Below are 24,997 nucleotides of genomic sequence, written 5' to 3'. Positions count from 1 at the left end.
TATTTTCCTAACTGCAAAAAAGATATCAAAAAAGGAAGGAAAATGTAATTTGAGCGGGAATATATTTAATATTATATTTGTGTTATTTTTGCCTAATATAATTGAAAAGGTAAATATCAAAATATCTTGTAGGGGGTTTCCAATGGGAGTGATGGGTCGTGCAGACATATTCGATAAAGCTTTTGATATTTTAAGAAAATACATAAAAACAATAGTATTATATATTCTTGCTTTCAGTGTAATTGTTTTTGTAGGGATGATAGTGTTTATTTTTTTGGGAGCTATTATTGGGGTCAATCTAAGTATAGCATTTCTTTCAGGTGGGCTCATGACTAATGTTTTTCTAATTTCTATTGTTACTTTATATATACTCTTTATTATTGGATTTGGTCTATGTTTTCAGGTTGGTATTATTAAAATTGCAAGTCAGGAATTTTTAAACGAGCCTATTTATGCAGACCAGGCAATAAAAAGTTCTATTAAGAGTTTTTTTAAAGTTATCAGGGTTATAATTGCTGCTATGTTTCTATTTTTACCAATCATCGCTGTTTTGGCTATTGTGATATATATTCTTTCACCGAAAATAGAACAAATAGTGCTCTTTGGTTTTCAGGGTCAAATCCCCTTTATAATCTTTTTAATAATATTTTTATTTGCTGCTATAATGCTGGTTTTAAGTTATATTACAATACTTTCTTTTGCTCTACATGCTGCCATTATAGAGAAAAAAGGGGGTTTTAGTAGTATTAAAAAGAGTTATCAGCTTGTTAAGAAAAATTTTTGGAAGGTATTTGGATGTATTATATTATTTATGCTAAGTATTTATGCTATTTATATTTCATTACAGAGCTTTTTAGCACTAATATTAGGTCTGGTCTATTTAATAATGAAAATCTTAAACATGCAGCTGGATTATATGACTTTTATGGCTCAAATATATTCATTTACTAGATGGCCATTTTTTATGGTAAACTGGTTAGTGATATCTCCATTACTGACCATAATGATGACAAATTTATACTTTAATCAACGGTTTAAAAAAGAAGGCTTTGATCTTGTTTTAAGATTAGAAAAGTTAGTAGATAAAAAGGAAAGGAAACAATTAAGTGATTCCCTCCAAACATGAATTTGATAATGTTATAAGTAAGATATTAAGCCGTAATGAGTATAGACATTTGAATAAGCATTTAAGTGATTTCATTAATAAACTCAAGGAGAAAATTGCCTACTGGATATTTAAAAAACTAGAAAATGCTAACTGGGATATATCTCCTTCAATACCAGAAAAGCTGTCAACATTTTTTATTATTATAGGAATCCTGCTTATTATGGGGATAATAATTTTAGTATTAGTAATTATAAATAAGGGTTTTGAAAGAGCGAGAAAGGTTAAAGAGATTTTGGGAGAAAAAATTGATGAAAATACCACTCCGAAAAGTTTAAGAAATAGGGCTACAGGTTTTCAGGAACAGGGTGATTTTAGACAGGCAATTAGGTATAATTTTATTAGTCTGTTATTGTTAATGCATGAGAAGAGAGTACTGTATCTAGAAGAGAGTAAGACCAATTATGAAATCTGTCAATTGCTGCAGGAAAATAATTTTCCTGAAGTTTCAATTTTTCAAGATTTAGTTATTTTATTTAATTTAAGCTGGTATGGTCATCAGAAATGTCCTCAGGAAACATATGAAAACTGGCTTGATGATTTTAATCTAGTGTGGAATGAGGTAATAAATTATGAAAAGAAGAATAAATAAAGAGTTAATTTGCTTTTTTATTCTAGTACCAGTTTTCCTCTATGCCAGTTTTTATATTTCAAGTAGGATTAAAAATAACTTACCTAATTATTCAGTCTTAAACAGATCAGAGTATGGTTGTAGTGTGTTTTATCAGCTATTAAAAGAATTAGATTATCCTGTTGAGAGAACATTGCAACCTATAAATTCAGCTGGGCAAAATAATATACAGATCGTGGCGGATGATTATTTTGGGAATTTTAATCCTGATAATAGTGAAGTTAAAGAATGGGTAAGCAAGGGAGGTATTCTACTTTATCTAACTCCTGGTAATATTTATTATGATTTTTATGACCAAAGCAAAGAGATTAACAGTGATATAAAGATTGTCAAAGAAGAGGCTGGTCTTATAATACTGGCGGATGTAAATTCCATAACAAATGACAGATTAAGCCGGGGAACGGATAATGCTTATCAGCTTTTTACAGAGATAAATAGTTATCGTTATAATAAATTATATTTCAATGAAAGACATTTATTTGTTACTGATAGACAGCTGACCATCTGGGGTTTTATCCCTATGGAAATAAAATATTGCTTATATCAGATATTTATCATTCTGGCTGCTTTTTTTTACTATAAAGGTAAACGCTTTGGTAAGCCGCTGCCCCTCTATGAAGAAACAGAAAGAACGGAAAATGAATTCCTTTATTCTGCTGCTTCCTTATATAAACAAGCTGACTGCTGGGATTTGATGCTGGAAAATTATTATAATGATTTTTTACAAGAGACCAGTTGTTCAGTTGATAAGTGGTTGGAGTATTGGCAAAAAGAGGGGCTGCCGCACCTTAATGAAGCTAAACAGGTCTATAATTTTATGCATCAACCACCAGTTAAATTAAAAGAAAAAGAAGTTGTTCAAGTTGTAAATACCATAGAAAAATTAAAGGAAATATCACGGAAAAGGAGAGAGGAATATTGGAAAATATTGAAAAAAACAGAGTAAATAATCTGGTAGAAAAGATAAAGATAGAATTAAAGAAAGTAATTGTAGAACAGGAAGAGCTCCTGGATCTTTCATTAATAACCTTGCTAAGTGGGGGACATCTGTTGTTAGAAGGGGTTCCTGGTCTGGGTAAAACCTTATTAGTCAGAGCTCTTGCCAGGGCTTTAGCAATAGATTTTAAAAAGATTCAATTTACACCTGATCTGATGCCAGCAGATATAACAGGGACAAAAATATTTAATCTACAGTCAAGGGGTTTTGATTTGAAAAAAGGACCTGTTTTTACCAATCTTTTACTGGCTGATGAAATCAACCGTACTCCTCCTAAGACTCAAGCTGGTTTACTGGAAGCGATGGAAGAGAATGCTGTTACAATTGATGGAGATACACATCAATTACCTTCACCTTATATGATGATTGCTACCCAGAATCCTCTGGAATATGAAGGAACATATCCCTTGTCAGAGGCATTAATAGACCGTTTTTTGCTGAAAGTTATTGTGGACTATCCCTCTCTTAAGGCTGAAAATGAAGTGTTAAAACGCCATCACCAGGGTTTTTCAAGTGTTGATTTAGATAAGTGCCATGTAAGGGCTGTCTGTTCACCTGAGGAAATCGAAAGGTCCAGAGAAGAGGTGCAAAAGGTGGAAGTAGATGAAGATTTAAGGGCCTATATGGTCAATATAGTAACACAAACAAGGCAGAATCAAGCAATTGAAATCGGCAGTTCTCCTAGAGGAGGAATTGCCTTACTGCAGTCTTCGAAAGCATGTGCTGCTTATCAGGGAAGAAGTTTTGTTATTCCAGATGATATCAAAAAAATGACTATCCCAACTCTTAGGCACAGAATTATTTTAAAACCTGAACTGAGCCTTGAAGGAGTTAAACCGGAGCAGGTTTTAGCTGAGATACTTTCTAAAATAGAAGTACCCAGATAAAAAAGGGGAGGGATAATTTTGGGTATTAGTAGACGTTTTGTTTATTTATTATTAATTGGACTAATATTACTTATTGCTGCAGCTTTTATTAATAATTCTTTTACTGTTTTTTTAATATACAATGTATTATGTATAATTTTGCTAATAATCGATTATTATATATCACCAGGGGTATCTTGTCTAGCCGTGAAACGCTGTGGGAAAGAAAAACTGTCTTTATTTGAAGAGGAAGTGATCAGTTTTCAGCTTTATAATAAAAGTCCTTATAAACTATCCCTTGAGTTAAAGGATGAGGTTCCTGAATTCCATTTTCAAGTGGAAGACTATCTAATGACTGGTATGATTAGTCCAGGTGAAAAAAAGAAATTTAATTATCGGGTAGTCCCGACTAAAAGGGGGGCCTTTACATTTAAAAACCTTCATCTTAAATATAACGGTCGTCTAAATCTCTGTACAAAGGTATTCCAGCTTAAGCTTAACCGCGAATATAAGGTCTATCCTAATATGAAGAATTTACATAAATATAGTTTAAAAATGGCAAATAACCGTCTATTAAAACAGGGCAGGAGAAGTCTGAGGATGTCTGGCAATGGTAGCTCCTTTGAAAGTTTACGTGAATATGTTACTGGTGATGACTATAAAAAGATTAACTGGAAGGCAACAGGGCGGGCCAATAAGCCGATTTTAAATCAATATGAACCTGAGAAGAACCAGCATGTCTATATGTTTATCGATATCGGGAGACCTATGAGTTATACTGTGCGTGGACATCGCAAGCTGGATCTGGTAGTAAATACAGCTTTGGTTTTATCAGATGTGATAAATCAGAGTGGGGATCAATCTGCTGTACTCCTTTTTAATACTGGAATAGACAGTATTGTTATGCCTGGAAAGGGTGTTGAACATAGAAAGAAGATCATGGAAACACTATATCATATAGATTACACTAATTATACCTCTAATTATCAAGAAGCATTTTGTTATTTCAAGAAAAAGGAGCGCCATCGAAGTATTATTTTCCTCTTTACTGACTTTGAAACTGAAAGTGAAGCAGAAAATATCCTTCAGTTATTACCCCTTGTTTCTAAAAACAATCTGCTGATTATTATCCTGATTAAGAATGAAAGCAGAGAATTGGTGGCCAATCAAAACATAGGGAACCATGAAGATTTGTTTACTAAGGGTGTTGCTCTGGAACTCCTTAATGAGAGAAAACGGATAATTAAATTATTAAATCGTAAAGGCATTTTTTGTCTTGAATGTCCTGCTGAAAAACTGGAGTACAGCACAATAAATAAATATATAGAAGTTAAAAATAAAATGTCTTTATAATTAGTCCTGTTTATTAAAATAAGGGATTGAGCAGTAGATGCTTAAAATAATTGCAGTTATAGCGGCAAATAACAATTTCAAATGATTGCTAATATCAAGTGGGGTAAAGAACCCTTCTATTATACCAGCAATTATTAACATAAAAACTACACCAATAACTAAGGACACCGCTTGTTTGCTGGCAGCTATAAGGGCATGTTTTCGTGAGTATTTTCCCGGTAGTAGTATACTTTTAGCAATAATCAACCCGGCTGCCCCTGAAATAAAGATAGCAGAAAGTTCGATTATACCGTGAGGCAGGATAAGGGACCAGTATTTTATAGGATCAGCATATAGATATACAAGGGCAGTCAGTGCTCCCAGCATTGTTCCATTAAAAAACAGGACATAGATAGTTCCCAGTCCAAGGGTTATCCCTAAAACAAAGGCCCTTAGGGCAACAGTAATATTATTAATCATAATATAGCTGGACATCAGTGGATAGTTCCATTCACCACCACCTAATTTATTTGCTTTGATAGATTCTACCAGGTCTCCAGGAAGGAATAGATGGGCCTGTTCTGGTTTATACAGCACAAACAAAAAGCTGATTATTATTCCTAGTGTAAAAAAACCCAAAGAACCCAATAGGTATATCCTATTTTTTTTTAGCAGTTCAGGAAATCCAGAAAAGATATAGTTTTTGAAATTACGGAAAGAAGATTTTTTTACGGTATAAACATGGCTGTGTCCTTTGCTGACTAAATTATTTAAATAACTTACAATATTACTATTAGGGAAATGGGTTCTGGTATAAGCCAGATGGTGACTGCACTGTTTAAATATATTTAGAAAATCCTTTACTTGTTTAGATGATAAAGATTTCACACCTTTTTTATTAATAATTGAAGAGAGGGATTCTAATTTTTCCCAAGTGGCTGAATATTTTTTAATGAATTTGCTTTCCTGCATTTTTTCACCTCATTTAATTATTCTTTATGACAGTAGAATTTTTTTTACTTTGTGTTGGCATATAAAAAGAACACACAACTATATAGTTGGTTTATATTAAAAAAACAAGAAGATGGAGTGATGATTGATGAAAAAAATAGAGTTAACAACCCCAGAAAATATAGATGTGGAATATACACTGGCTGATTTAGGTTCCCGTGTTGCAGCAGCAGTCATTGATCTGGCAATTCAGGGTTTCTTGTTGATACTTCTTGCTATAGCTATAGTATTAATTGTTATTTATGCCCCTGACTTTTGGGATGAATATTTAGCCTGGATAATTGCTATATCTATTTTAATTAATGCAGTAATAAGTTATGCTTATTATATTTTTATGGAACTTAATATGAATGGTAGAACACCAGGTAAAAAAATACTAAAACTACGAACGATCAGGAATAATGGCCAGCCTTTAACCTTGAAACATTCTGCAATTAGAAACTTATTCAGGGTTTTTCTGGATATGCTTGGTGTGGGAGTTGTCTCTATATTTTTCACAAAAGAACATAAACGGATAGGGGATTTTGCTGCCTCTACTATTGTAGTTGTAGAAAAGGATATCCCCTATCCGATAACACTGGAAAATCTACCAGAGGATAGTCTTTTTAATAGTCTTCATCTTTCAGAAGAAGATAATAAACTATTGCAGGACTATTTTGTACGAAAAAATACCATAATAAACAGTTCTATTCTTAAAAATAAACTTGAATATTACCTTACAAATAAATATGAAAATCCAGATGTTTTAAAAAACCTGGGGGATATTTTTAGTTCTTAATATTTCTTTTTTAAACTTTAGGAAAATCAAACAGTAATATTTAAGGGATGATTTAGACTGATTATTATGTATTTACTGTTACTGTATCTTTTTCCTGTGATTTTGATTCCAGTAAATTGGCTTGAGTACTTTTTAATTCCTGGTAGAAATTAGTAATAGCTGTTTGTATGTAAGGTGTCAGCCATAAAAAACCTATACCCAGGGTCAAGATACTCAATATAATCCATCCCCAAAAACTCAAAAACAGACAGAATAATTTCCACTTATAACCTATCATCATTTCCTTACTGGTTCTAATTGCCTCTAAGGCCCCTATATTAGGGTGATCATGTAGTATATAAAAAGTCATTGAATACCTAAGTATAGCGATAATTCCCGGTATTAGAAAGAGGAGAGTCCAGAGGACTGTAAATATTGTCATTAGTAAATATGCTAAAAATGCTGATTTAAAATTTGAAAAACCATCAAATAAGTTTTCAAAACGGAAAGGCTCCTTTCTGATAAGTTTTAGAAAACAGCTAACATACCCCAGAAGTAAAGGTCCACTAACTAATAGATTTACAATCATTCCAATAGCTGGTACAGTTCCTGCTAGAGTAGTTAGGATCATAAAAACTAGACATAATAAAACAGCAGTACCCCAGTGACCTTTTAATTGATTTCTTGAAATTGCTCTCAATTCATTACTGCTTTTAATTGAATTACTAACTTGCATAAAATTACCTCCTAATAAATAATTGATTTTTTAATATAAATCTTATTAAAAATTACTCTAAATTATATTCGATAAAGGATCAATAAATCCTTTAATTAGCTATAATATAGGACAAAATAACTAGTACAGCAAAATTAAATAAGTGAAAGGACTGAGGAAATTATTATTGTATACATATTGCTTTAATGCAGGATTATTTGTTTTAATTATAGAATGATAATAATAAATAAAAAAGGAGAGTGTGCAAAATGAAGGTTACTGATTTAACACATACTATTGATGAAGATATACCAGTTTTTCCAGGTAGTATACAAGCAGTGATAGACAGAATGAAAAAATATAAAACTGATGGATATAGGGAATCACTGTTAAAGATAAGTTCACATACTGGAACACATGTTGATGCCCCCGCACATATGCTGGAAGGCGGTTTGTTTCTGGATGAATTTACGGTAGATAAGTATATGGGGAAAGCCACTATAATAAGCTATATAGAACAAAAAACACCTTTAATTGAAGTGGATTATTTAGCTGCTTATAACAGAGAATTAACAGAAAGCGATTTTGTCATTATTAAAACTGGCTGGTCAAAATACTGGGGTGATGAAAAATATTATGGAGAATTCCCTTATTTAAGTGAAGAATCAGCCAGGTGGCTTAAACAATTTAATTTAAAGGGAATAGGAATTGATGCAATTTCAATTGATAGTATCAATTCTCAAACATTTGCTAACCATAAGATATTGTTAGCAGAGGAGACTTTAATTATCGAGAATCTAAGTAATTTAGATTCAATAAAAAGCAAATACTTCATTTTAAGTGTTATGCCTCTTAAGGTTATAAAAGCAGATGGTTCACCGGTCAGGGCTGTTGCTATAGAAAATGTTTAAACGGAGGTTTCTATAAAAAAATCTTGACATTTATATTTATCTATGGTTTAATAATAATCAACAATTGAATAATCTATCTTGGTCTAATTCCATTTTTATGGAAACGGGGGACCCAATCAATGGGGGCTAATTCTTTTGAAGGGAGACCTTTTACTCCTAGCCCGTCAGCTAACCTCGTCGACAATAAAAGGCAGATAACTGAGATACATAATTTATTTAGTTTTAAGAGTATAAAAACCACTTCAGTTATATCTGTAGTGGTTTTTTTGTATTTAAGCGTAAATTTATTTTTTGATTAGGAATAATAAGTATCAAATCTAGCGTTGACCTTTCAGGTGTAGGAGTGGTTATTTATGTTAAGGAAATTAAAGGGATTAAAAACGAAAATTTTTATTGGTTATTTACTGGTTGCATTTATATTAGTAATAGTCACTTTCTGGTCGATAATCAACTTCACAAATCTTTCAGATGCTATAAATAATATCATGGTGGAAAATTATCAGAGTATAAAAGCCAGTGAAAGCATGGTAGAGTCTATTGAACGGCAGGATAGTGCTATCCTGGTTATGATAAATGGTTCTACTGAAGAGAGTGGTAGAAAAATATTTCGTCAGAATGAACAAGAGTTTTATAGATGGCTAGCTAGGGCTGAAGATAATATTACTATTAAAGGGGAAGCAGAAATTCTGGAAAAGATTAGTTCTAGTTATTCTCATTATATTAATGGATTTGATGAGTTCTATCACCACCCAATGGAAATAAGATGGGAATATTATAATGGAGAGATGTTACCCCTTTTTGAAACTATCAAACAGGAGATTCGTGACCTGCGCCATCTGAATCAAAAACAAATGATCAGTGCCCAGGAACAGGCTGATAACCGGGCAGAGGGTGCTGTGATATCAACAAGTGTCATTTCTCTAATAGCAATATTGCTGGCCATAGTCTTTGGCTTATATTTATCAAATCAAATTTTAAAGCCGGTTAATAAACTAAAGGGTGCTATTCAAAATATAGCAGAGAAAAATTTTGAACAAAAAATAGAGGTCTACAGTAATGATGAAATCGGTCAGTTGGCAGTTGAATTCAATAAAATGATCGACCGTTTACAGGACTATGAAAAAATAAATATTAATAAATTAATTGCTGAAAAAGAAAAATCAGAGATAATAGTAAATAATATTTGTAGTCCAATTATTGTTACTGATGATGAAAACAGGGTTTTATTATTAAATGAAGCTGCTAAAAAATTATTTGATATTAATTTAGAAGTCATTGATAATTATCATTTTCTTGAGGTTATCAAAAATGAGGAATTATTTGAACTAATAAGAAATGAGATAGATAATCAGGAAAATAACAATAAGACTCTATTTATTAAGAAAAAAAATAAAGAAAGACATTACAATGTTTCCAGTAATAAGGTAAGGAAAGATGGTAAGATATGGTTTACTGTAACCCTGATGGAAGATGTAACAAAACTTAAGAAGATAGATGAAATGAAATCAGAATTTGTTTCAACTGTTTCCCATGAGTTTAGAACTCCTTTAACTTCAATGAATATGGGCTTAAGTCTTTTACTGGAAGAAGATACAGGTTCAATCAATGATGATCAACGTCAACTCCTGGAAGCTGCTTTTGAAGATTGTGAGAGACTCAATGACTTGGTTAATGATTTACTAGATCTTTCTAAAATTGAGTCTGGTAAAATAAAAATGGAATTTGATAAAACAAATGTCAAGAAAGTAATTGAAACTACAATGAAACCCTTCACCCCACAGGCAGAAGATAAAGGGGTCAAGTTAGTAAGAGGAGAGGTGGCTGAAAACACATATGCTTGGGCTGATCCAAATAAAATTAGCTGGGTAATCTCAAACTTAATAGGGAATGCTCTGCGCTATACACCTGAAGATGGAAGTATTGAAGTAGGTTCTTTTTTAGAGGGGAGACAGATTAAGATCTATGTAGAAGATACAGGTGTGGGGATAGCAGAAGAATACCATGATAAGATTTTTGATAAATTTGTCAGGGCCAGTAATAACCAGGATGAAAATAGTGGAACTGGACTGGGGCTGGCCATATCTAAAGAAATTATCGAAGCCCATAATGGTCAGATCTGGGTTGAAGGAAAAGAAGGAAAGGGCTCCAAATTCGTATTTACCTTACCTCGCTATCGTCACTTATCTGATTAAGCGTCTTGTATAATTGATTGTTGCCATCCAAAAACTCCGCTACGGATTTAATATTGGCCAATTACGGGCTGTTTTAAACTCCCTACGGTCAAACAGAAAAACAGCCTTTTTCGTAATTAACCATACTAAATCTTGCTCCGTTTTAATCGGCTGGTCAACAATTCAATTATGCAAAAGGTCTATTATGAAAGCGCTTCTTACTTTGCATACTATGAGTGAAAGGGGTAATAGTATTTTGAGAATAAGTTAATTGGGAGGAGTAATATGAGGATTTTATTGGCAGATGATGCCAAGAATATTGTATTAGTATTAAAAATGAGCCTGGAAAAAGCAGGTTACCAAGTTTTAGTATCCAGGGATGGTCTCACTGCACTTGAAATAGCCCAGATTGAGAAACCAGACCTGATTTTATTAGATATTTTAATGCCTAAGATGAATGGTTTTCTGGTTTTAGAGGCTTTAAAAGATGACCCTCAAACAAACGAGATTCCAGTGGTCTTTATTTCTGCAAAGGCAGAAGAAAAGGATATAGAAAGGGCTAAGTCACTAGGTGTCAATGATTATTTGATAAAACCAATTAAACAGAAAGATTTGTTGGCTGTAGTTGAAAAGAACCTTGGAGGAGGAAATGTAGATGAATAAAAATGTACTGATTATTGATGATGAAAAAAATATCAGGTTAACATTGGAAAAAGCACTTTCCAGGGCAGGATATGAGGTTGAAACTGCCTTAAATGGTGAAGATGGGATAGAAAAAATTAAGAAAGATAGATATGCAGTAATTTTACTTGATATGAAAATGCCTGGTATGGATGGCTTGGAATTTTTAGAAGAAATCAATAATATGGATTATCAGAGTAGGGTGATAATGATTACTGGTTTTGGCAATGTAGAGACAGCAGTTGAAACGATGAAACTAGGTGCAGTGGATTATTTAAGGAAACCATTTAAACCCCAGGAAATATTAGAGGTTGTTGACCATGTTTTTGAAAGATATCGCTTAGAAAACAGTGGTAGAGAGGCCATTAATTATGAGGATATTTTAAATTTGGCGAAGGCTGAAATTAATAAAAAGAATTTTAATGAGGCTATTGAGTTATTAAAAAAAGCCCATTCTACTGATTCAGAAAAACCCGAGTCTTTTAATCTCCTGGGGATTATATATGAATTAAAGAATCAGCAGGCTAAGGCTATGAAAATGTACCGGGCTGCACTGGCTTTAGACCCTTCTTATCGACCTGCCAATGATAATCTTCAGAGGGCCAGTGAGATGACAAGTAAACCAGATATTAATCAAATGGATCTTGGGGATGAGGAATAGATGTATATTGTTGTAATTGGTTCCGGTAGAACAGGTTCTAAACTTGCAGGCCTATTATCAGAGCGGGGACATGATGTAGTAATTATTGACCGGGATGCTGAACAATTTGCTAAATTACCAATTGCTTTTTCAGGATTCAAGGTAGAGGGTGATGCCCTGGAACAGGAAGTCCTAAAATATGCTAAAATAGAACAGGCAGATAAGGTAGTTATAACTACTGGTAATGATAAGGTTAATTATATGGTAACACAACTTGTCAGGTTTGTTTTTGAGGTACCGGGGGTATTGGTCAGGGTGGTTGACCCCGAAAAAGTAAGACTTTTTAAGAAAGACCCAGCAGTTATGACCCTATCACCTTTATCACTCCTGGTAGATGAGTTTGCAGCCAGGGTAGAGGGGGATGAAATATAAAATGCAGATAATGTTAATAGGTGGTGGTAAATTAATATACCACCTTGCTAAAAATTTAATGTCCAAGGGGCATTTTGTTAATATTATAAATAAAGACAGGGATTACTCACTTCAATTATCCAGACAATTATCTGTGGAAGTAATTTGTGGGGAGGGGTCTGATCCAAATGTTCTGGAAGATGCCGGTGCTTATCAGACAGATATATTGGTTTCCTTGACACAAAAAGACCAGGATAATCTATTTATCTGCAAAATGGCTAAGGAGTATTTTGGAATCAAAAGAACTACAGCCCTTGTTAGTAATCCAGCTAATGAATATCTCTTTAAAAAACTGGGTGTAGATGCTATTTTTAATACAACACAATTATTAAGTTCTTTGATTGAACAGAATGTGGCTGTGGAAAATATCAGTAATTTGATAACCCTGGAAGATGGTAAACTAAGTATTACCCAGTTTATTATTCAGGGGGATGCACCTTCAATAGGTAAGACACTAAAAGATATAGATTTACCATTAAGTATTGTCTTAGGTGGTATAATTCGTGATGGGGAAATTATTATTCCCCGAGGGGGGACTGTAATCAAAGAAGGTGATAAGATATTGATTATCTCACTCCCAGAGGATCAAGCAACAGCAATTAGAGTATTAGGTGGTGAGATTTAATGGACTATACTTCTTTACTAAAATACCGTTATAGACTAATCATCAAATATACTGGTTTAATCGTTATGATTGTAGGAGGGGTTTTACTATTACCTCTCTTATCATTGCTATTTTATCCTGGGGATTATGTTTATTTACCATACTTTTTATTTGCTGCTCTAATTTCTTTGCTTGTAGGGGGTTTTATGTATTATAAAGCTGGGGCAGGGGGGGAAACTGTTTCACTTACCCTCAAAGAGGGAGGAATAATAGTACTGCTTTCCTGGTTTATTGCTCTTATTTTTTCTGCTCTCCCTTTTATCTGGGGACTTAAAATGTCCTGGACGCATTCTATTTTTGAAGTAGTAAGTGGTTGGACAACAACTGGTTTATCAGTTATGAATGTAGCAAAAACCCCGGCAATTTATTTGTTATGGCGGAGTATTATGCAGTTAATGGGTGGGGCAGGATTAGCGGTTATTGCTCTATCCTCAATATTACCAATGCAGGGTATGGGATTGTATATGGCTGAAGCCAGGTCAGATCAACTATTACCCCATGTACAGCGCTCTACCCAGATGATTATGAAGATATATCTTGCCTATATAGGTGCAGGTGTTCTTTTATATTATCTAATTGGTATGGGATTATTTGATGCTATCAATCATTCCATTGCAGCTATTTCTACAGGCGGTTTCTCAACAGTTCAGGCCAGTATAGGTCATTGGAATAGTGTGCCTATTGAACTGGTAACGATTATTCTAATGTTTCTGGGAACGATTAACTTTGCTACCCATTATGCCTTATTACAGGGCAAATTTAAAACTTTCTTTCGTAATGGTGAAATAAGATTAATGGGATTCTTATTAATTATATCAATTCCTTTAGTGGTTTTTATAGGTTTAAATGGTCTTTATACAGAGCTTAGTTCCAGTTTTCGTGATGCAATTTTTCAGATGGTATCTGCCTTATCAACTACCGGGTTTTCCACTATTGACTTTGTATTTTGGCCTATTTTTGCTAATTTTTTTGTTATAATATTTATGTTGATTGGTGGTGGAACAGGCTCAACAGCAGGTGGTATTAAACAGTTTAGAATATATATCATTTTAAAATCGATTTACTGGGAGATTAAACAGCATTTTCTTCCTGAAAATAGAGTCAATGAGGATTATGTCTGGCGTGGGGAAGATAAATTATATATCAAAGATAAAAATATACGAGAGATTGCCAACTATATTATTCTATATTTATTTACTTACCTATCTGGTGTTTTAATTTTTCTGGCTTCAGGTTACAGCTTCAGGGATAGTTTATTTGAATTCGCATCAGCCCTGGGAACAGTTGGTCTTTCGATAGGAATTACTGGTCCTGATGCTTCTGGGTTAATCTTATGGACAGAAATATTTGGCATGATGCTGGGGAGATTGGAATTTTTAGTGATTATTTTCGCTTTTACTAAGTTAATCAGAGACAGCAAATATTACTTTAAGAAAAAAATAACTGGCTAAAGTTGTTTGGGGAGGATATGTTGAGATGAAACAGTATATTGTGATAGGACTAGGTAATTTCGGTGCTAGTGTAGCTAAAACCTTAGTTGATAAAGGCTATAATGTCCTGGCAATTGATAAAAATAAGGAGAAAGTACAGGAATTGGCTAATACAGTTACCCATGCTGTTGAAGCAGATGCTACAGATGAAGAAGTATTAAAAACACTTGGTGTAAGAAATTTTGATCTAGCAGTAGTAAGTATTGGTAATAATATTCACGCCAATGTACTTACTACACTATTGTTAAAGGAACTGGGGGTTTCCTATGTTATTGTCAAGGCCCAGGATAATTTGCATGGTAATCTATTGAGTAAGGTTGGTGCAGACCGGATTATTTATCCTGAAAGAGATATGGGAGTAAGAATTGCCCATAATCTTATTTCTTCTAATGTGATGGACTATCTGGAGTTTTCACCTAATTATAGTATTATTGAACTCCCTGTAACAGCAAATATGGTCGGCAAAAATCTAGCAGAATTGAAAATAGGGTCTCAATATAATCTTAATCTTGTAGCTATTAAGCGTAAAGGAGAAATAAATATAAGTGTGAGAAATGATATTTCTTTTTCTTCAGGTGATATTATGGTTGTCTTTGGCAGTAATAATGACCTGAAAGAGTTACAAAATTCTATATAAAGGGTGGTTAATCCTTTATTACTCCTTTGCTTACTCCTTGACAAAACAGTTTGATATGTTATACTAAAAATCAGTAACAATTACTGTTAAGTTATTATTACATAAAAACCAGGAAAGGAGATGACAATATGCCAAAATATCAATGTACAGTCTGTATGTATATTTATGACCCGGCAGAAGGGGATCCGGATAATGGGATTGAAGCAGGCACATCTTTTGATGACCTCCCTGAAGATTGGGTCTGTCCTGAGTGTGGTGTTGGCAAAGATATGTTTGAGCCGTATGATGATTAATCATTTACCAAACCGGGAGTAAAATCCCGGTTTTTCTATTTTCTTTACTTTATTTATTTCTTGTAGTATAATAAGCAGCATAATAGTTGCTCGGAAAAAAGAAGGGGAGATGTTATAAGATATGTTTACCAATAATCATGATTATACCCCGGCCCAGCTGCTTGTACTGGGTTATTTAGCAGTAATTATAACAGGGACGATTCTTTTAATGATACCGGCTGCAACAACCCAGAGTGGTGGGCTTGATATTATATCTGCTCTTTTTACAGCTACTTCAGCTACCTGTGTGACAGGTCTAATAGTAGTAAATACTAGTACAGCTTTTACTGTCTTTGGTCAGTTAGTAATTATGATTTTAATTCAAATAGGTGGCCTTGGTCTAATGACTATGTCAACAATGGTAGCCTTTATTATTGGTAAAAAGATAAGTTTAAAAGAAAGACTGCTTATCCAGGAAGACTTAAACCAATTTAAAATATCGGGTCTGGTTGCTTTAGTAAGGTATGTGTTGATAGTTACCTTTGTTATTGAGGGTATTGGAGCCTTAATATTGTTTCTGCGCCTTTTAAAAGATTATTCTTTCTGGAAAGCTTTTTATTATGCAATATTTCATGCTATTTCAGCTTTTAATAATGCTGGTTTTGACCTTTTTGGTAATAGCCTGGAAGGTTTTACCGGTGATATTTTTATAAACCTAGCTGTTATTTTCTTGATCATACTTGGTGGTTTAGGGTTTGCAGTTTTGGCTGAGCTTTATAATAAACGTGATATAAAAAAGACTAGTCTGCAGACAAAGATTGTTATTACTATTTCCTTGATTTTAATTATTGTGGGGTTTATTAGTTTTCTGGCCCTGGAGTATAATAATGAGTTAACAATGGGAAATCTATCTTTTGGTGAAAAGACATTATCTGCTTTATTCTTATCGGTAACTCCCAGAACTGCTGGCTTTAATACAATTCCAACCGGTTCTTTGAAGAGTTCAACACTCTTTTTGGTAATAGTCCTTATGTTTATTGGTGCTTCACCTGGTTCTACCGGTGGTGGTATTAAGACAACTACCTTTGGTGTTTTATTAATTACAGTTTGGAGTATGATTACTGGTAAGAGGGATATTGAGATATTTAAACGACAGTTAGAAAATGAAATAATATTTAAAGCCCTTTCAATTACTATCTTATCCTTAATGCTGGTTGTACTGGTGACGATGATTCTTACTGTTAGTGAGGGAATGGATTTTTTACCAGTCTTTTTTGAAACTGTTTCTGCTTTTGGAACAGTTGGTTTATCAACCGGAATAACATCGGCTTTATCATCATTTGGCAGGTTAATGATAACTATTACCATGTTTGCTGGTAGGGTAGGTCCACTTACACTGGCTCTTGCCTTTGCAGAACGGAAAAGGAGTGGGGTTTATCATTATCCCAAGGAAAAAATAATGGTGGGTTAAAGAATCTCAGGGCTTATTTATATTTTAAAACACCTTTTGGGTATATTATAAATAAAATGGGGTGTTTAAAATAAAAATAAGCAAATTATCATCAGGACGCTTTTTAATACTTGGTTATTTACTTGTTATTTCAATAGGAACGTTCTTTTTATTACTGCCGATTTCGACAGTTGAGGGTGAAGTAACCAGCTTTATTGATGCCCTTTTTACAGCAACCTCAGCAACAGCAGTTACTGGTTTGATTACTTTAAATACTATGGAACACTGGACCCGTTTTGGTCAAACTGTAATAATGTTATTAATACAAATTGGTGGTTTTGGTTTTATGACCAGTACTACTTTGTTATTTTTAATCTTTGGTAAAAGGGTTTCTTTAAGAGAAAGATTAATTATCATGGAAGACTTGAATTATAATAAGATATCAGGGGCCATCAGTTTAAGTAAATATATCATAATATTAACCTTTACTACTGAGGCCCTGGGGGCTTTGCTTCTTTTTCTTTACTTTAAAAAGATAATGCCTTCTGCCCGGGCTGTTTATTTTGCAGTATTTCATGCTATTTCAGCCTTTAACAATGCTGGTTTTGATCTTTTCGGCAATAGTTTGCTTGATTTTGTTAATATACCATATATAAATATAGTTATTACTTTTTTGTTTATTATAGGTGGGATTGGTTTTATTGTTATTGATGAGGTCTTTAGTAAAGGGCTAAAGAATCTTTCTTTACATAGTAGGCTTGTCTTAAACACCTCATTGATTTTAATTATTCTTGGTACATTTTCTTTCTTTTTTCTGGAATATACTAACCCTGCTACAATAGGTAATTTAAGTCTTAAGGGTAAATTATTAGGTTCATATTTTCAGGGGGTAACACCTAGAACAGCTGGTTTTAATACGATTCCAATTGAAAGATTAAGAGATGTGACACTTTTTATAATAATATTATTCATGTTTATTGGTGCTTCACCTGGTTCCACTGGTGGGGGTGTTAAAACAACCACTATAGTCACCCTACTTATTGTAATCTATAATATGTCAGTTGGTAAAGAGGATATAGAGGCTTTTGGGCGAAGATTTAGAGATAAGGATATCTATAAAGCCTTAACAGTTGTTGTTATCTCACTTTTATTAATTACTGTGGTAACAATTGTGCTGTCATCAACAGAAAAGTTTTCTTTTATTCAGATAATTTTTGAGGTTTTTTCAGCTTTTGGGACAGTGGGGTTATCTACTGGAATTACTGCTCGTTTGAGTAATATTGGCAAGTTATTTATAATATTTACTATGTTTGTTGGTAGGGTTGGTCCTGTAACCCTGGCTGTAGCTCTTGGTAGAAGGGAATATAAGAAAATTAGATATCCAGCGGAAGATATCTTAATCGGATAATTATTATATCTGGGATGAGGGGGATTTTCATGAAACAGTTTATTGTAGTTGGTTTAGGAAGGTTTGGTTTAAGTGTTGCCAAAACACTGGCTGAAAATGATTATAATGTACTGGCTATTGATTCAAATGGAGAAAGGGTTCAGGAGATAGCTAATGAGGTTACCCATGCTGTTGAAGCAGATGCTACAGATGAAGAGGCTTTAAGAACACTGGGGGTCCGCAATTTTGATGTTGCTGTAATAAGTATAGGTGATAATATACATGCTAATATTCTATCCACACTTATTCTTAAGGAACTAGGTGTTCCCTATGTAGTTGTTAAGGCACAGGATGCCCTCCATGGAAAGGTTTTAAGTAAAGTTGGTGCAGACCGGGTGGTTTATCCTGAACGAGATATGGGAGTAAGAATTGCCCATAATCTAATATCTTCTAATGTACTTGACTATATAGAGTTTGCTCCTGATTATAGTGTAATAGAAATAATAGCTACCCCTAATATGTTGGGGAATACACTAGCTGAATTAAAATTAAGGAGTCAATTTAATATTAATGTTATGGCTATAAAACGTGGAGAAGAGTTGAATATTACCCCTGGTGCCAATGACAAAGTCTTAGAGGGGGATGTATTAGTTGTAATGGGTAAAAATGATGACCTTGATAAGTTGAAACATTATTAGCTATAATCTATATAATAAATATTATTTATTGAAAGACCATAATTAATATATTATGGCCTTTTTCTTACCTGTAATAACTATAAAATTGCATAAAGTAAGTAATAATGGTAGAATAATAAGTAGTAATTGTAAGATACAGGAGGAATATGATGAAGGAAATGAAAGAAACAAAGACTTATTTTATCATAACATATGGCTGCCAGATGAATGTTCATGACTCCGAACTCCTGGGTGGTATGCTGGAAGAGATTGGTTATCATCAGGCAGAGGAAATGGAAGAGGCTGACCTTATAATTTTAAATACCTGTGTAATAAGGGAAAATGCTGAATTAAAGGTATATGGAAAGATTGGTTCACTAAAACGGCTTAAAGATAAAGACCCCGATCTTATTATTGCTGTAGGGGGGTGTATGATGCAGTCTAATGAGGCTGTTGAGGAATTATATAAAAAATACCCCCAGGTTGATTTAATCTTTGGGACACATAATATTCATCACCTCCCTGATCTAATTAGTACTATTGAGAAGGAACGGGGACGTATTGTTGAAGTCTGGGATAAAGAAGAAGGTCTAATTCCAGACCTGCCGTCTAGCAGAGAGGATGATAAAAAAGCCTGGGTTTCAATTATTCAGGGCTGCAATAATTTTTGTACGTACTGTATTGTACCCTATGTCAGGGGTCGGGAGAGAAGCAGACCACTAAAGGACATAGTAAAGGAAGTTACTCAATTAGCAGAAGATGGGGTTATCGAAATAACCCTTTTAGGTCAAAATGTGAATTCATATGGTAAGGACCTGGCTGGGAACATAGATTTTGCTTCCCTACTTGAAGAAATAGATAAAGTAACTGGTATTGAGCGTATTCGTTATATGACTTCACACCCCAGGGATTTTAATGCAGAATTAATTGAAGTTATCAATAGCTCAGATAAGGTATGTGAACATTTCCATTTGCCCATTCAATCGGGGAGCAACCAGATTTTAAAGAAGATGAACAGGGGATATACCAGGGAGGAATATCTGGACCTGATCAAGATGATCCGGCAGACCATACCTGAGGCCAGTATTACTACCGATTTTATTGTTGGTTTCCCCGGTGAAAGTGAAGAGGATTTTCAGGATACACTCGATATGGTTGAGGAAGTACGTTTTGATAGTGCTTTTACTTTTATATATTCCAGTCGTACAGGTACCCCTGCTGCTAAAATGGAAGATCAGATAGCTGAAGAGATAAAAAAAGAACGTCTGGCAAGGCTAATGGAACTGCAGAATGAAATTAGTTTAGAAATAAACAGGGATTTACTTAACCAGGAAGTTGAAGTTCTGGTTGAAGGTGAAAGCAAGAATAATTCAGAGGTGTTTTGTGGTAGAGATAGGAAAAATAAATTAGTATTATTTCCCAAGAGAAAAGACATTATTGGTAAAGTTATTAGGGTAAGGATAACTGATGTAAAGAGTTTTAATCTATATGGTGAAATTATTAGTGTTTAGTTTTATTTTTATATGAGGTGATTAAATTTGGCGGAATTAACCCCTATGATGAAACAATATAAATCTATTAAAAAGAAATATCAGGATTCAATACTTTTTTATCGACTGGGTGATTTTTACGAAATGTTTTTTGAGGATGCCGAAATTGCTGCCCGGATACTGGATCTTGCTTTAACAGCCAGGAATAAGGGTGGTGGAGAAAAAGCAGCTATGGCTGGTGTCCCTTATCACTCAGCAGATACTTATATTGCTAAGCTAATTAAGAATGGTTATAAAGTTGCTATCTGTGAGCAGATAGAAGACCCTGATGAAGCCAGTGGTATAGTTGAGAGGGATGTTATACGTGTTATCACACCTGGGACAGTTATTGAAAATGATATGTTGGAAGACAAAAACAACAATTTCCTGGCTGCGGCTGTTTATTATGAAGATATTATTGGCTTTTCTTATATTGATATATCAACTGGTGATTTTTATGTAACAGAGCTTTTTAAAACACAGAGCAGTAAGCTGTGGGATGAAATTGACCGGATAAGGCCGACTGAGATCATAGTAGAAGAAGATCTGGCAGATGGGGAATTTCTGAATAACTATCAACAGGTAAACAAAATTTTGATAAATAAAAGGGAAATATTTAATCTCAAAAAATCGTATGAAATCTTGCAAAAACACTTTAAAATTCAGTCACTGATTGGTTTTGGAATAGAAGACATGCCGGCTGCAGTTGCTGCCGCCGGGGAAATACTTCATTTTATTAATAATACTCAGAAGAGAAGTCTTAAACACCTTGATAAAATATCATTGTATACTCTGAATAATTATATGGTATTGGATACTGCTACTAGAAAAAATCTGGAACTTACTTCCACTATTAGAAGTCACCGTAAAAACGGTAGTCTGCTGGATGTACTTGATAAAACAGTAACTTCTATGGGAGGGAGGTTGATCAGGAAATGGATCAATCAACCCTTGATAAATAAAGAAGAAATTGATAGGAGATTAGAGGCGGTAGAGGAACTAAAGGATAATTTTATCTTCCTTCAAAAATTAAGGGATGCCCTGGATGGTGTCTATGATTTAGAACGTATCTTAACAAAGGTTACCTATGGTTCAGCAAATGCCAGGGATCTGACTGCCTTAAGGTACTCCTTAACAAAACTACCATTTATTTTTGAGGCCTTATCGCTATTTGAGGATTCCCATCTATTATCAGGTTTATGTGATGAAATTGATACCCTGGATGACCTTGGTGAATTATTAACAAAGGCCCTGGTAGAAGAACCACCTACTACAGTCCGTGAAGGTGGGATCATTGAAAAAGGTTTTAATGAGGAACTTGACCAATTAAGAACTATGTGTGGTGAAGGTAAAGATTGGATTACTAATCTACAGAAATCAGAGAGGGAAAGAACTGGTATTTCTTCACTTAAGGTTGGTTTTAATAAGGTTTTCGGTTATTATCTTGAGGTTACTAAAGCAAATTTGGACAAAGTGCCTGATGATTATACTCGCAAACAGACCCTGGCCAATAGTGAGAGATATATTACCCCTGAATTAAAAGAGAAGGAAGCAATGATTCTGGGGGCAGAAGATAAGATTAATGACCTGGAATACAGGCTTTTTGTTTCAGTACGGGATAAGGTTGCTGATAATATCCAGCGCATTAAAAAAAGTGCAGGAATTATTGCAACTGCAGATGTATTAAGCTCTTTTGCCCTGAGCGCTATCGAGAATGATTATGTTTCTCCGGTCATAAATGATAGTAATGAAATAAACATAGAACAGGGGCGGCATCCAGTAGTAGAGAAAATGCTTAACGAGAATTTTGTTCCCAATGATACTATCCTTGATAATGAAGAAAATAGGTTTTTGATAATTACAGGTCCCAACATGTCAGGTAAGTCTACTTATATGAGACAGGTTGCTTTAATTGTCCTTATGGCTCAGATAGGGAGTTTTGTGCCTGCCAGTAAGGCAGTAATAGGTCTGGTAGATAGGATATTTACCAGAGTAGGGGCCAGTGATGACCTGACAACTGGCCAGAGCACCTTTATGGTAGAGATGAATGAAGTTGCCAATATAGTTAATAATGCCTCACAGAAAAGCCTGATTATTTTAGATGAGGTCGGCAGGGGAACCAGTACTTATGACGGCCTTAGTATTGCCTGGGCAGTCAGTCAGTATATCAATGACCCCCGGGAAATAGGTGCCCGTTCACTATTTGCCACCCATTACCATGAATTAACAAGGCTTGAAGAGGAATTTAACGGGATTAAAAATTATAGTGTTCTTGTGGAGGAAGACAATAATGGTGTTCATTTCCTCCATAAGATTGTTCAGGGTAAGGCTAATGAAAGTTATGGGATAGAGGTAGCTAGACTGGCAGGATTACCTGATGAATTAATTAATAATGCCCGGCAGATATTAAAACAGCTGGAACAGAATGATAATGAAATAAAGGAAGTTGCTGTCAGTGGTGAAGATTTGACTAAAACTAATAAAGAAAATATGCTTATTTCAAATAATACAGTTCAAGAGATAGATAGAAAACAACTCTCTTTATTTGAAAGTAATAAATTGATTTGTAAAAAAATAAAAGAAAAAGACATTATCAATTTAACTCCCTTAGAGGCATTGAATTTTCTTTATGAGTTACAACAGGAGGTCAAGGAGATAAATGACCAAAATTAAACAATTGCCTGAATCAGTTGCTAATCAAATTTCAGCTGGAGAAGTAGTGGAACGTCCGGCATCAGTAGTTAAAGAACTACTTGAAAATTCCATTGACGCTGGTAGTAAAAATATTTTAATAGAGATTGAAGAAGGCGGCAGGGAAAAAATACGTGTCAAAGATGACGGCAGTGGTATTCCAGCTGATGAAATGGAGCTGGCCTTTTCTCGTTATGCTACCAGTAAGATAGAAGAAATAAATGATCTCTATTCGATTAAGACACTTGGGTTCAGGGGAGAGGCCCTGGCCAGTATCTCATCGGTTAGTAATGTTGTAATAAAATCAAGGACTGCTGGTGAATTGCAGGGTATCAAAATGGAATTAAAGGGTGGTTCAGTTCTTGGGCAGGTACCAGTAGGTATTCCAGCTGGAACAGATATAGAGGTAACAGGGCTTTTTTATAATACACCAGCCAGATACAAATATCTTAAAAAGGTTAATACAGAGTTTGCTCATATAAGTAAGATAGTAACCCGTGAAGCACTGGCTTATCCAGATATTAAGTTTACATTAATACATAATCATAAAGAAGTGTATAAAACACCTGGTACTGGTAAATTAATTGATGCTGTTTATACACTTTACGGTAGTGAAATTGCCAGTAATCTTACCCCTATTGATTATGAGGATAGATATATCAGGTTAACTGGTCTGATAGGTAATCAGACAATCTCCCGTTCTTCACGTATCTATGAGGTTTTTTTTGTTAATAAGAGGGTAGTAAATAGTAGAACCCTTAGCCAGGGTGTTGAAGAAGCCTATCATGGAGTTTTACCAGCTAGGAAATACCCAGTAGTATTTTTAAATGTAGTTTTAAATCAAATATTGATTGATGTGAATGTTCATCCTACTAAACGAGAGGTTAAATTTAGTCGTGACGGGATAATTAAGGATGTGCTAAAAAAAGGTATATCAAAGACCTTGCAAACAAAAGACCTAATACCTAAAATCAAGAAAAAGCATTTAAGTCCTAAAAAAGAAAGACTATCACTAATAAATGATAATAAACTTAAACAGGGTATTGAAGATAGTGAATCTAAAGAATATCAAGAAAATTTTAAAGGGGATTTTATTAGGAATAATTATAAAGAAAAAACTGCTGACATGCCCCCCAGGTTAAACAAGTATAGAAAACAAACTGCAGTAAAGGAAAATCTAAAACTATGTAAAGTAAGTGAAGAAAAAGATAGTTTAGAAAATAATAAGCCTTTTAATAAAAATATAGATAAAGATAATAATAATGATTTAGTAATAAATAATTTTCTGGGACAGCTCTATAATACATACCTGGTAACAGAAGGTAGTGATGGTTTGATCATAATTGATCAACATAATGCCCATGAACGTATTCTTTATGAAAAGATAAGAAATAAATTTGCTGATGAACAAATAAATACCCAGGCCTTATTACTGCCTGTCAGGATTGATTTTACTGCAGAAGAGATTGAACTTGTTAAAAAATATTTAACAGATTTAAAACGCTTAGGGTTTAATATTGATTTTTTTGGTGGTAACAGTATACTTGTTCAGGGAGTTCCTTCCTTTCTAAAGAATAGACCTATTAAAGTGATTGTCGAAGAAATAGTAGATAGTATTTTAAAAAAGGGAAAGACGGGTAATAAATCAGACTTACTGGATCAAGTTATTAAATATATGTCCTGCCGTGGGGCTATTAAGGCCGGTAAACATCTGGCAGAAAAAGAAATTGATGAATTAATTAAGGGATTAATTAAGGCCAGTAACCCTTACCGCTGCCCACATGGTAGACCTATTATAGTGAATATAAGTTTAGATGATATAAAAAGGGGTCTGGGGCGTAAATAGGAGTTG

General features: G+C 34.0%; 24 protein-coding genes and 1 riboswitch. Of the genes, 22 read left to right on the top strand and 2 right to left on the bottom strand.

Annotated elements, in window-relative coordinates; all coding sequences use genetic code 11:
- Positions 1 to 142: 142 nt before the first annotated feature.
- The 5 genes from D7D81_RS12975 to D7D81_RS12955 are packed head-to-tail and all read left to right on the top strand — an operon-like array spanning position 143 to position 5,012.
- On the top strand, positions 143 to 1,126 hold the full coding sequence (locus D7D81_RS12975) for a hypothetical protein (RefSeq protein ID WP_125990522.1): 984 nt from the start codon (positions 143 to 145) through the stop codon (positions 1,124 to 1,126).
- On the top strand, positions 1,107 to 1,757 hold the full coding sequence (locus D7D81_RS12970) for a hypothetical protein (RefSeq protein ID WP_125990521.1): 651 nt from the start codon (positions 1,107 to 1,109) through the stop codon (positions 1,755 to 1,757). The genes D7D81_RS12975 and D7D81_RS12970 overlap by 20 nt, the downstream gene beginning before the upstream one ends.
- On the top strand, positions 1,738 to 2,742 hold the full coding sequence (locus D7D81_RS12965) for a DUF4350 domain-containing protein (protein WP_125990520.1): 1,005 nt from the start codon (positions 1,738 to 1,740) through the stop codon (positions 2,740 to 2,742). Before D7D81_RS12970 ends, D7D81_RS12965 begins: the two co-directional genes overlap by 20 nt.
- Positions 2,715 to 3,680 (top strand): AAA family ATPase, encoded by a 966-nt coding sequence (locus D7D81_RS12960; protein ID WP_125990519.1) that lies wholly within the window; start codon positions 2,715 to 2,717, stop codon positions 3,678 to 3,680. Before D7D81_RS12965 ends, D7D81_RS12960 begins: the two co-directional genes overlap by 28 nt.
- Positions 3,681 to 3,698: 18 nt before the next feature.
- Complete coding sequence (locus tag D7D81_RS12955; protein ID WP_125990518.1) at positions 3,699 to 5,012, top strand: DUF58 domain-containing protein; 1,314 nt, start codon at positions 3,699 to 3,701, stop codon at positions 5,010 to 5,012.
- On the opposite strand, the gene D7D81_RS12950 is transcribed toward D7D81_RS12955, so the two are convergent.
- Positions 5,013 to 5,963, bottom strand: coding sequence for a stage II sporulation protein M (locus D7D81_RS12950; protein ID WP_125990517.1), 951 nt, complete (start codon positions 5,961 to 5,963; stop codon positions 5,013 to 5,015).
- A 127-nt stretch (positions 5,964 to 6,090) separates the two neighbouring features.
- Here D7D81_RS12950 and D7D81_RS12945 point away from each other — a divergent pair, with 127 nt between their 5' ends.
- Entirely contained in the window at positions 6,091 to 6,780 is a 690-nt protein-coding gene (locus D7D81_RS12945) for an RDD family protein (RefSeq protein WP_125990516.1), read from the top strand.
- A gap of 64 nt (positions 6,781 to 6,844) precedes the next feature.
- Here the strand turns inward: D7D81_RS12945 and D7D81_RS12940 are convergent, their stop codons facing one another.
- Entirely contained in the window at positions 6,845 to 7,495 is a 651-nt protein-coding gene (locus tag D7D81_RS12940; protein WP_125990515.1) for a DUF975 family protein, read from the bottom strand.
- 248 nt (positions 7,496 to 7,743) lie between these two features.
- On the opposite strand from D7D81_RS12940, the gene D7D81_RS12935 reads away from it, so the two are divergent.
- From D7D81_RS12935 to mutL, 16 genes are all read left to right on the top strand, one after another.
- Positions 7,744 to 8,385 (top strand): cyclase family protein, encoded by a 642-nt coding sequence (locus tag D7D81_RS12935; protein ID WP_125990514.1) that lies wholly within the window; start codon positions 7,744 to 7,746, stop codon positions 8,383 to 8,385.
- A gap of 70 nt (positions 8,386 to 8,455) precedes the next feature.
- Positions 8,456 to 8,583: riboswitch (cyclic di-AMP (ydaO/yuaA leader) on the top strand.
- A 155-nt stretch (positions 8,584 to 8,738) separates the two neighbouring features.
- Complete coding sequence (locus tag D7D81_RS12930) at positions 8,739 to 10,577, top strand: ATP-binding protein (protein ID WP_125990513.1); 1,839 nt, start codon at positions 8,739 to 8,741, stop codon at positions 10,575 to 10,577.
- A gap of 264 nt (positions 10,578 to 10,841) precedes the next feature.
- Positions 10,842 to 11,219, top strand: a complete 378-nt coding sequence (locus tag D7D81_RS12925) for a response regulator (RefSeq protein ID WP_125990512.1) — start codon at positions 10,842 to 10,844, stop codon at positions 11,217 to 11,219.
- Positions 11,212 to 11,898, top strand: a complete 687-nt coding sequence (locus D7D81_RS12920; protein WP_125990511.1) for a response regulator — start codon at positions 11,212 to 11,214, stop codon at positions 11,896 to 11,898. The genes D7D81_RS12925 and D7D81_RS12920 overlap by 8 nt, the downstream gene beginning before the upstream one ends.
- Positions 11,899 to 12,309 carry a potassium channel family protein gene (locus D7D81_RS12915; protein ID WP_125990510.1) on the top strand — a complete coding sequence of 137 codons (411 nt, stop codon included), beginning with the start codon at positions 11,899 to 11,901 and terminating at the stop codon, positions 12,307 to 12,309.
- Complete coding sequence (locus D7D81_RS12910) at positions 12,299 to 12,973, top strand: potassium channel family protein (RefSeq protein WP_286169685.1); 675 nt, start codon at positions 12,299 to 12,301, stop codon at positions 12,971 to 12,973. Before D7D81_RS12915 ends, D7D81_RS12910 begins: the two co-directional genes overlap by 11 nt.
- The gene (locus D7D81_RS12905) at positions 12,973 to 14,463 is read left to right on the top strand and encodes a TrkH family potassium uptake protein (RefSeq protein WP_125990509.1); all 1,491 of its coding nucleotides are present in this window, start codon (positions 12,973 to 12,975) and stop codon (positions 14,461 to 14,463) included. The genes D7D81_RS12910 and D7D81_RS12905 overlap by 1 nt, the downstream gene beginning before the upstream one ends.
- 25 nt (positions 14,464 to 14,488) lie before the next feature.
- Positions 14,489 to 15,139 (top strand): potassium channel family protein, encoded by a 651-nt coding sequence (locus D7D81_RS12900; RefSeq protein ID WP_125990508.1) that lies wholly within the window; start codon positions 14,489 to 14,491, stop codon positions 15,137 to 15,139.
- A 128-nt stretch (positions 15,140 to 15,267) separates the two neighbouring features.
- Complete coding sequence (gene rd / locus D7D81_RS12895; protein WP_125990507.1) at positions 15,268 to 15,432, top strand: rubredoxin; 165 nt, start codon at positions 15,268 to 15,270, stop codon at positions 15,430 to 15,432.
- A gap of 37 nt (positions 15,433 to 15,469) precedes the next feature.
- Positions 15,470 to 15,550 carry a hypothetical protein gene (locus D7D81_RS20390; protein WP_502700028.1) on the top strand — a complete coding sequence of 27 codons (81 nt, stop codon included), beginning with the start codon at positions 15,470 to 15,472 and terminating at the stop codon, positions 15,548 to 15,550.
- Between the two features lie 3 nt (positions 15,551 to 15,553).
- On the top strand, positions 15,554 to 16,882 hold the full coding sequence (locus D7D81_RS12890; RefSeq protein ID WP_125990506.1) for a TrkH family potassium uptake protein: 1,329 nt from the start codon (positions 15,554 to 15,556) through the stop codon (positions 16,880 to 16,882).
- A gap of 61 nt (positions 16,883 to 16,943) precedes the next feature.
- Entirely contained in the window at positions 16,944 to 18,269 is a 1,326-nt protein-coding gene (locus D7D81_RS12885; RefSeq protein ID WP_286169683.1) for a TrkH family potassium uptake protein, read from the top strand.
- Between the two features lie 29 nt (positions 18,270 to 18,298).
- Positions 18,299 to 18,946 (top strand): potassium channel family protein, encoded by a 648-nt coding sequence (locus D7D81_RS12880; RefSeq protein WP_125990505.1) that lies wholly within the window; start codon positions 18,299 to 18,301, stop codon positions 18,944 to 18,946.
- 146 nt (positions 18,947 to 19,092) lie between these two features.
- On the top strand, positions 19,093 to 20,436 hold the full coding sequence (miaB, locus tag D7D81_RS12875) for a tRNA (N6-isopentenyl adenosine(37)-C2)-methylthiotransferase MiaB (RefSeq protein WP_286169682.1): 1,344 nt from the start codon (positions 19,093 to 19,095) through the stop codon (positions 20,434 to 20,436).
- Between the two features lie 45 nt (positions 20,437 to 20,481).
- A complete protein-coding gene (gene mutS, locus D7D81_RS12870) occupies positions 20,482 to 23,127 on the top strand; it encodes a DNA mismatch repair protein MutS (protein ID WP_286169680.1) in 2,646 nt (881 codons plus the stop codon).
- Positions 23,114 to 24,991: a DNA mismatch repair endonuclease MutL gene (mutL, locus tag D7D81_RS12865; RefSeq protein ID WP_125990503.1), complete on the top strand. Its 1,878-nt coding sequence runs from the start codon at positions 23,114 to 23,116 to the stop codon at positions 24,989 to 24,991. The genes mutS and mutL overlap by 14 nt, the downstream gene beginning before the upstream one ends.
- Positions 24,992 to 24,997: the final 6 nt, after the last annotated feature.

The organism is Halocella sp. SP3-1 (assembly GCF_003953885.1).
Classification (GTDB): Bacteria; Bacillota; Halanaerobiia; order Halanaerobiales; family DTU029; genus Iocasia; species Iocasia fonsfrigidae.
Note: the sequence above shows the minus strand (reverse complement) of the source record. Positions and strands in the feature narration are given on the sequence as shown.

Excerpts from the sequence above, each read along its gene's own strand:
- D7D81_RS12975 (WP_125990522.1), top strand. The coding sequence starts at position 143 with ATGGGAGTGATGGGTCGTGCAGACATATTCGATAAAGCTTTTGATATT.
- D7D81_RS12965 (WP_125990520.1), top strand. The coding sequence starts at position 1,738 with ATGAAAAGAAGAATAAATAAAGAGTTAATTTGCTTTTTTATTCTAGTA.
- D7D81_RS12950 (WP_125990517.1), bottom strand. The coding sequence starts at position 5,963 with ATGCAGGAAAGCAAATTCATTAAAAAATATTCAGCCACTTGGGAAAAA.
- D7D81_RS12945 (WP_125990516.1), top strand. The coding sequence starts at position 6,091 with ATGAAAAAAATAGAGTTAACAACCCCAGAAAATATAGATGTGGAATAT.
- D7D81_RS12940 (WP_125990515.1), bottom strand. The coding sequence starts at position 7,495 with ATGCAAGTTAGTAATTCAATTAAAAGCAGTAATGAATTGAGAGCAATT.
- D7D81_RS12935 (WP_125990514.1), top strand. The coding sequence starts at position 7,744 with ATGAAGGTTACTGATTTAACACATACTATTGATGAAGATATACCAGTT.
- D7D81_RS12930 (WP_125990513.1), top strand. The coding sequence starts at position 8,739 with ATGTTAAGGAAATTAAAGGGATTAAAAACGAAAATTTTTATTGGTTAT.
- D7D81_RS12925 (WP_125990512.1), top strand. The coding sequence starts at position 10,842 with ATGAGGATTTTATTGGCAGATGATGCCAAGAATATTGTATTAGTATTA.
- D7D81_RS12920 (WP_125990511.1), top strand. The coding sequence starts at position 11,212 with ATGAATAAAAATGTACTGATTATTGATGATGAAAAAAATATCAGGTTA.
- D7D81_RS12915 (WP_125990510.1), top strand. The coding sequence starts at position 11,899 with ATGTATATTGTTGTAATTGGTTCCGGTAGAACAGGTTCTAAACTTGCA.
- D7D81_RS12910 (WP_286169685.1), top strand. The coding sequence starts at position 12,299 with ATGAAATATAAAATGCAGATAATGTTAATAGGTGGTGGTAAATTAATA.
- D7D81_RS12905 (WP_125990509.1), top strand. The coding sequence starts at position 12,973 with ATGGACTATACTTCTTTACTAAAATACCGTTATAGACTAATCATCAAA.
- D7D81_RS12900 (WP_125990508.1), top strand. The coding sequence starts at position 14,489 with ATGAAACAGTATATTGTGATAGGACTAGGTAATTTCGGTGCTAGTGTA.
- rd (WP_125990507.1), top strand. The coding sequence starts at position 15,268 with ATGCCAAAATATCAATGTACAGTCTGTATGTATATTTATGACCCGGCA.
- D7D81_RS12890 (WP_125990506.1), top strand. The coding sequence starts at position 15,554 with ATGTTTACCAATAATCATGATTATACCCCGGCCCAGCTGCTTGTACTG.
- D7D81_RS12880 (WP_125990505.1), top strand. The coding sequence starts at position 18,299 with ATGAAACAGTTTATTGTAGTTGGTTTAGGAAGGTTTGGTTTAAGTGTT.
- miaB (WP_286169682.1), top strand. The coding sequence starts at position 19,093 with ATGATGAAGGAAATGAAAGAAACAAAGACTTATTTTATCATAACATAT.
- mutS (WP_286169680.1), top strand. The coding sequence starts at position 20,482 with ATGATGAAACAATATAAATCTATTAAAAAGAAATATCAGGATTCAATA.
- mutL (WP_125990503.1), top strand. The coding sequence starts at position 23,114 with ATGACCAAAATTAAACAATTGCCTGAATCAGTTGCTAATCAAATTTCA.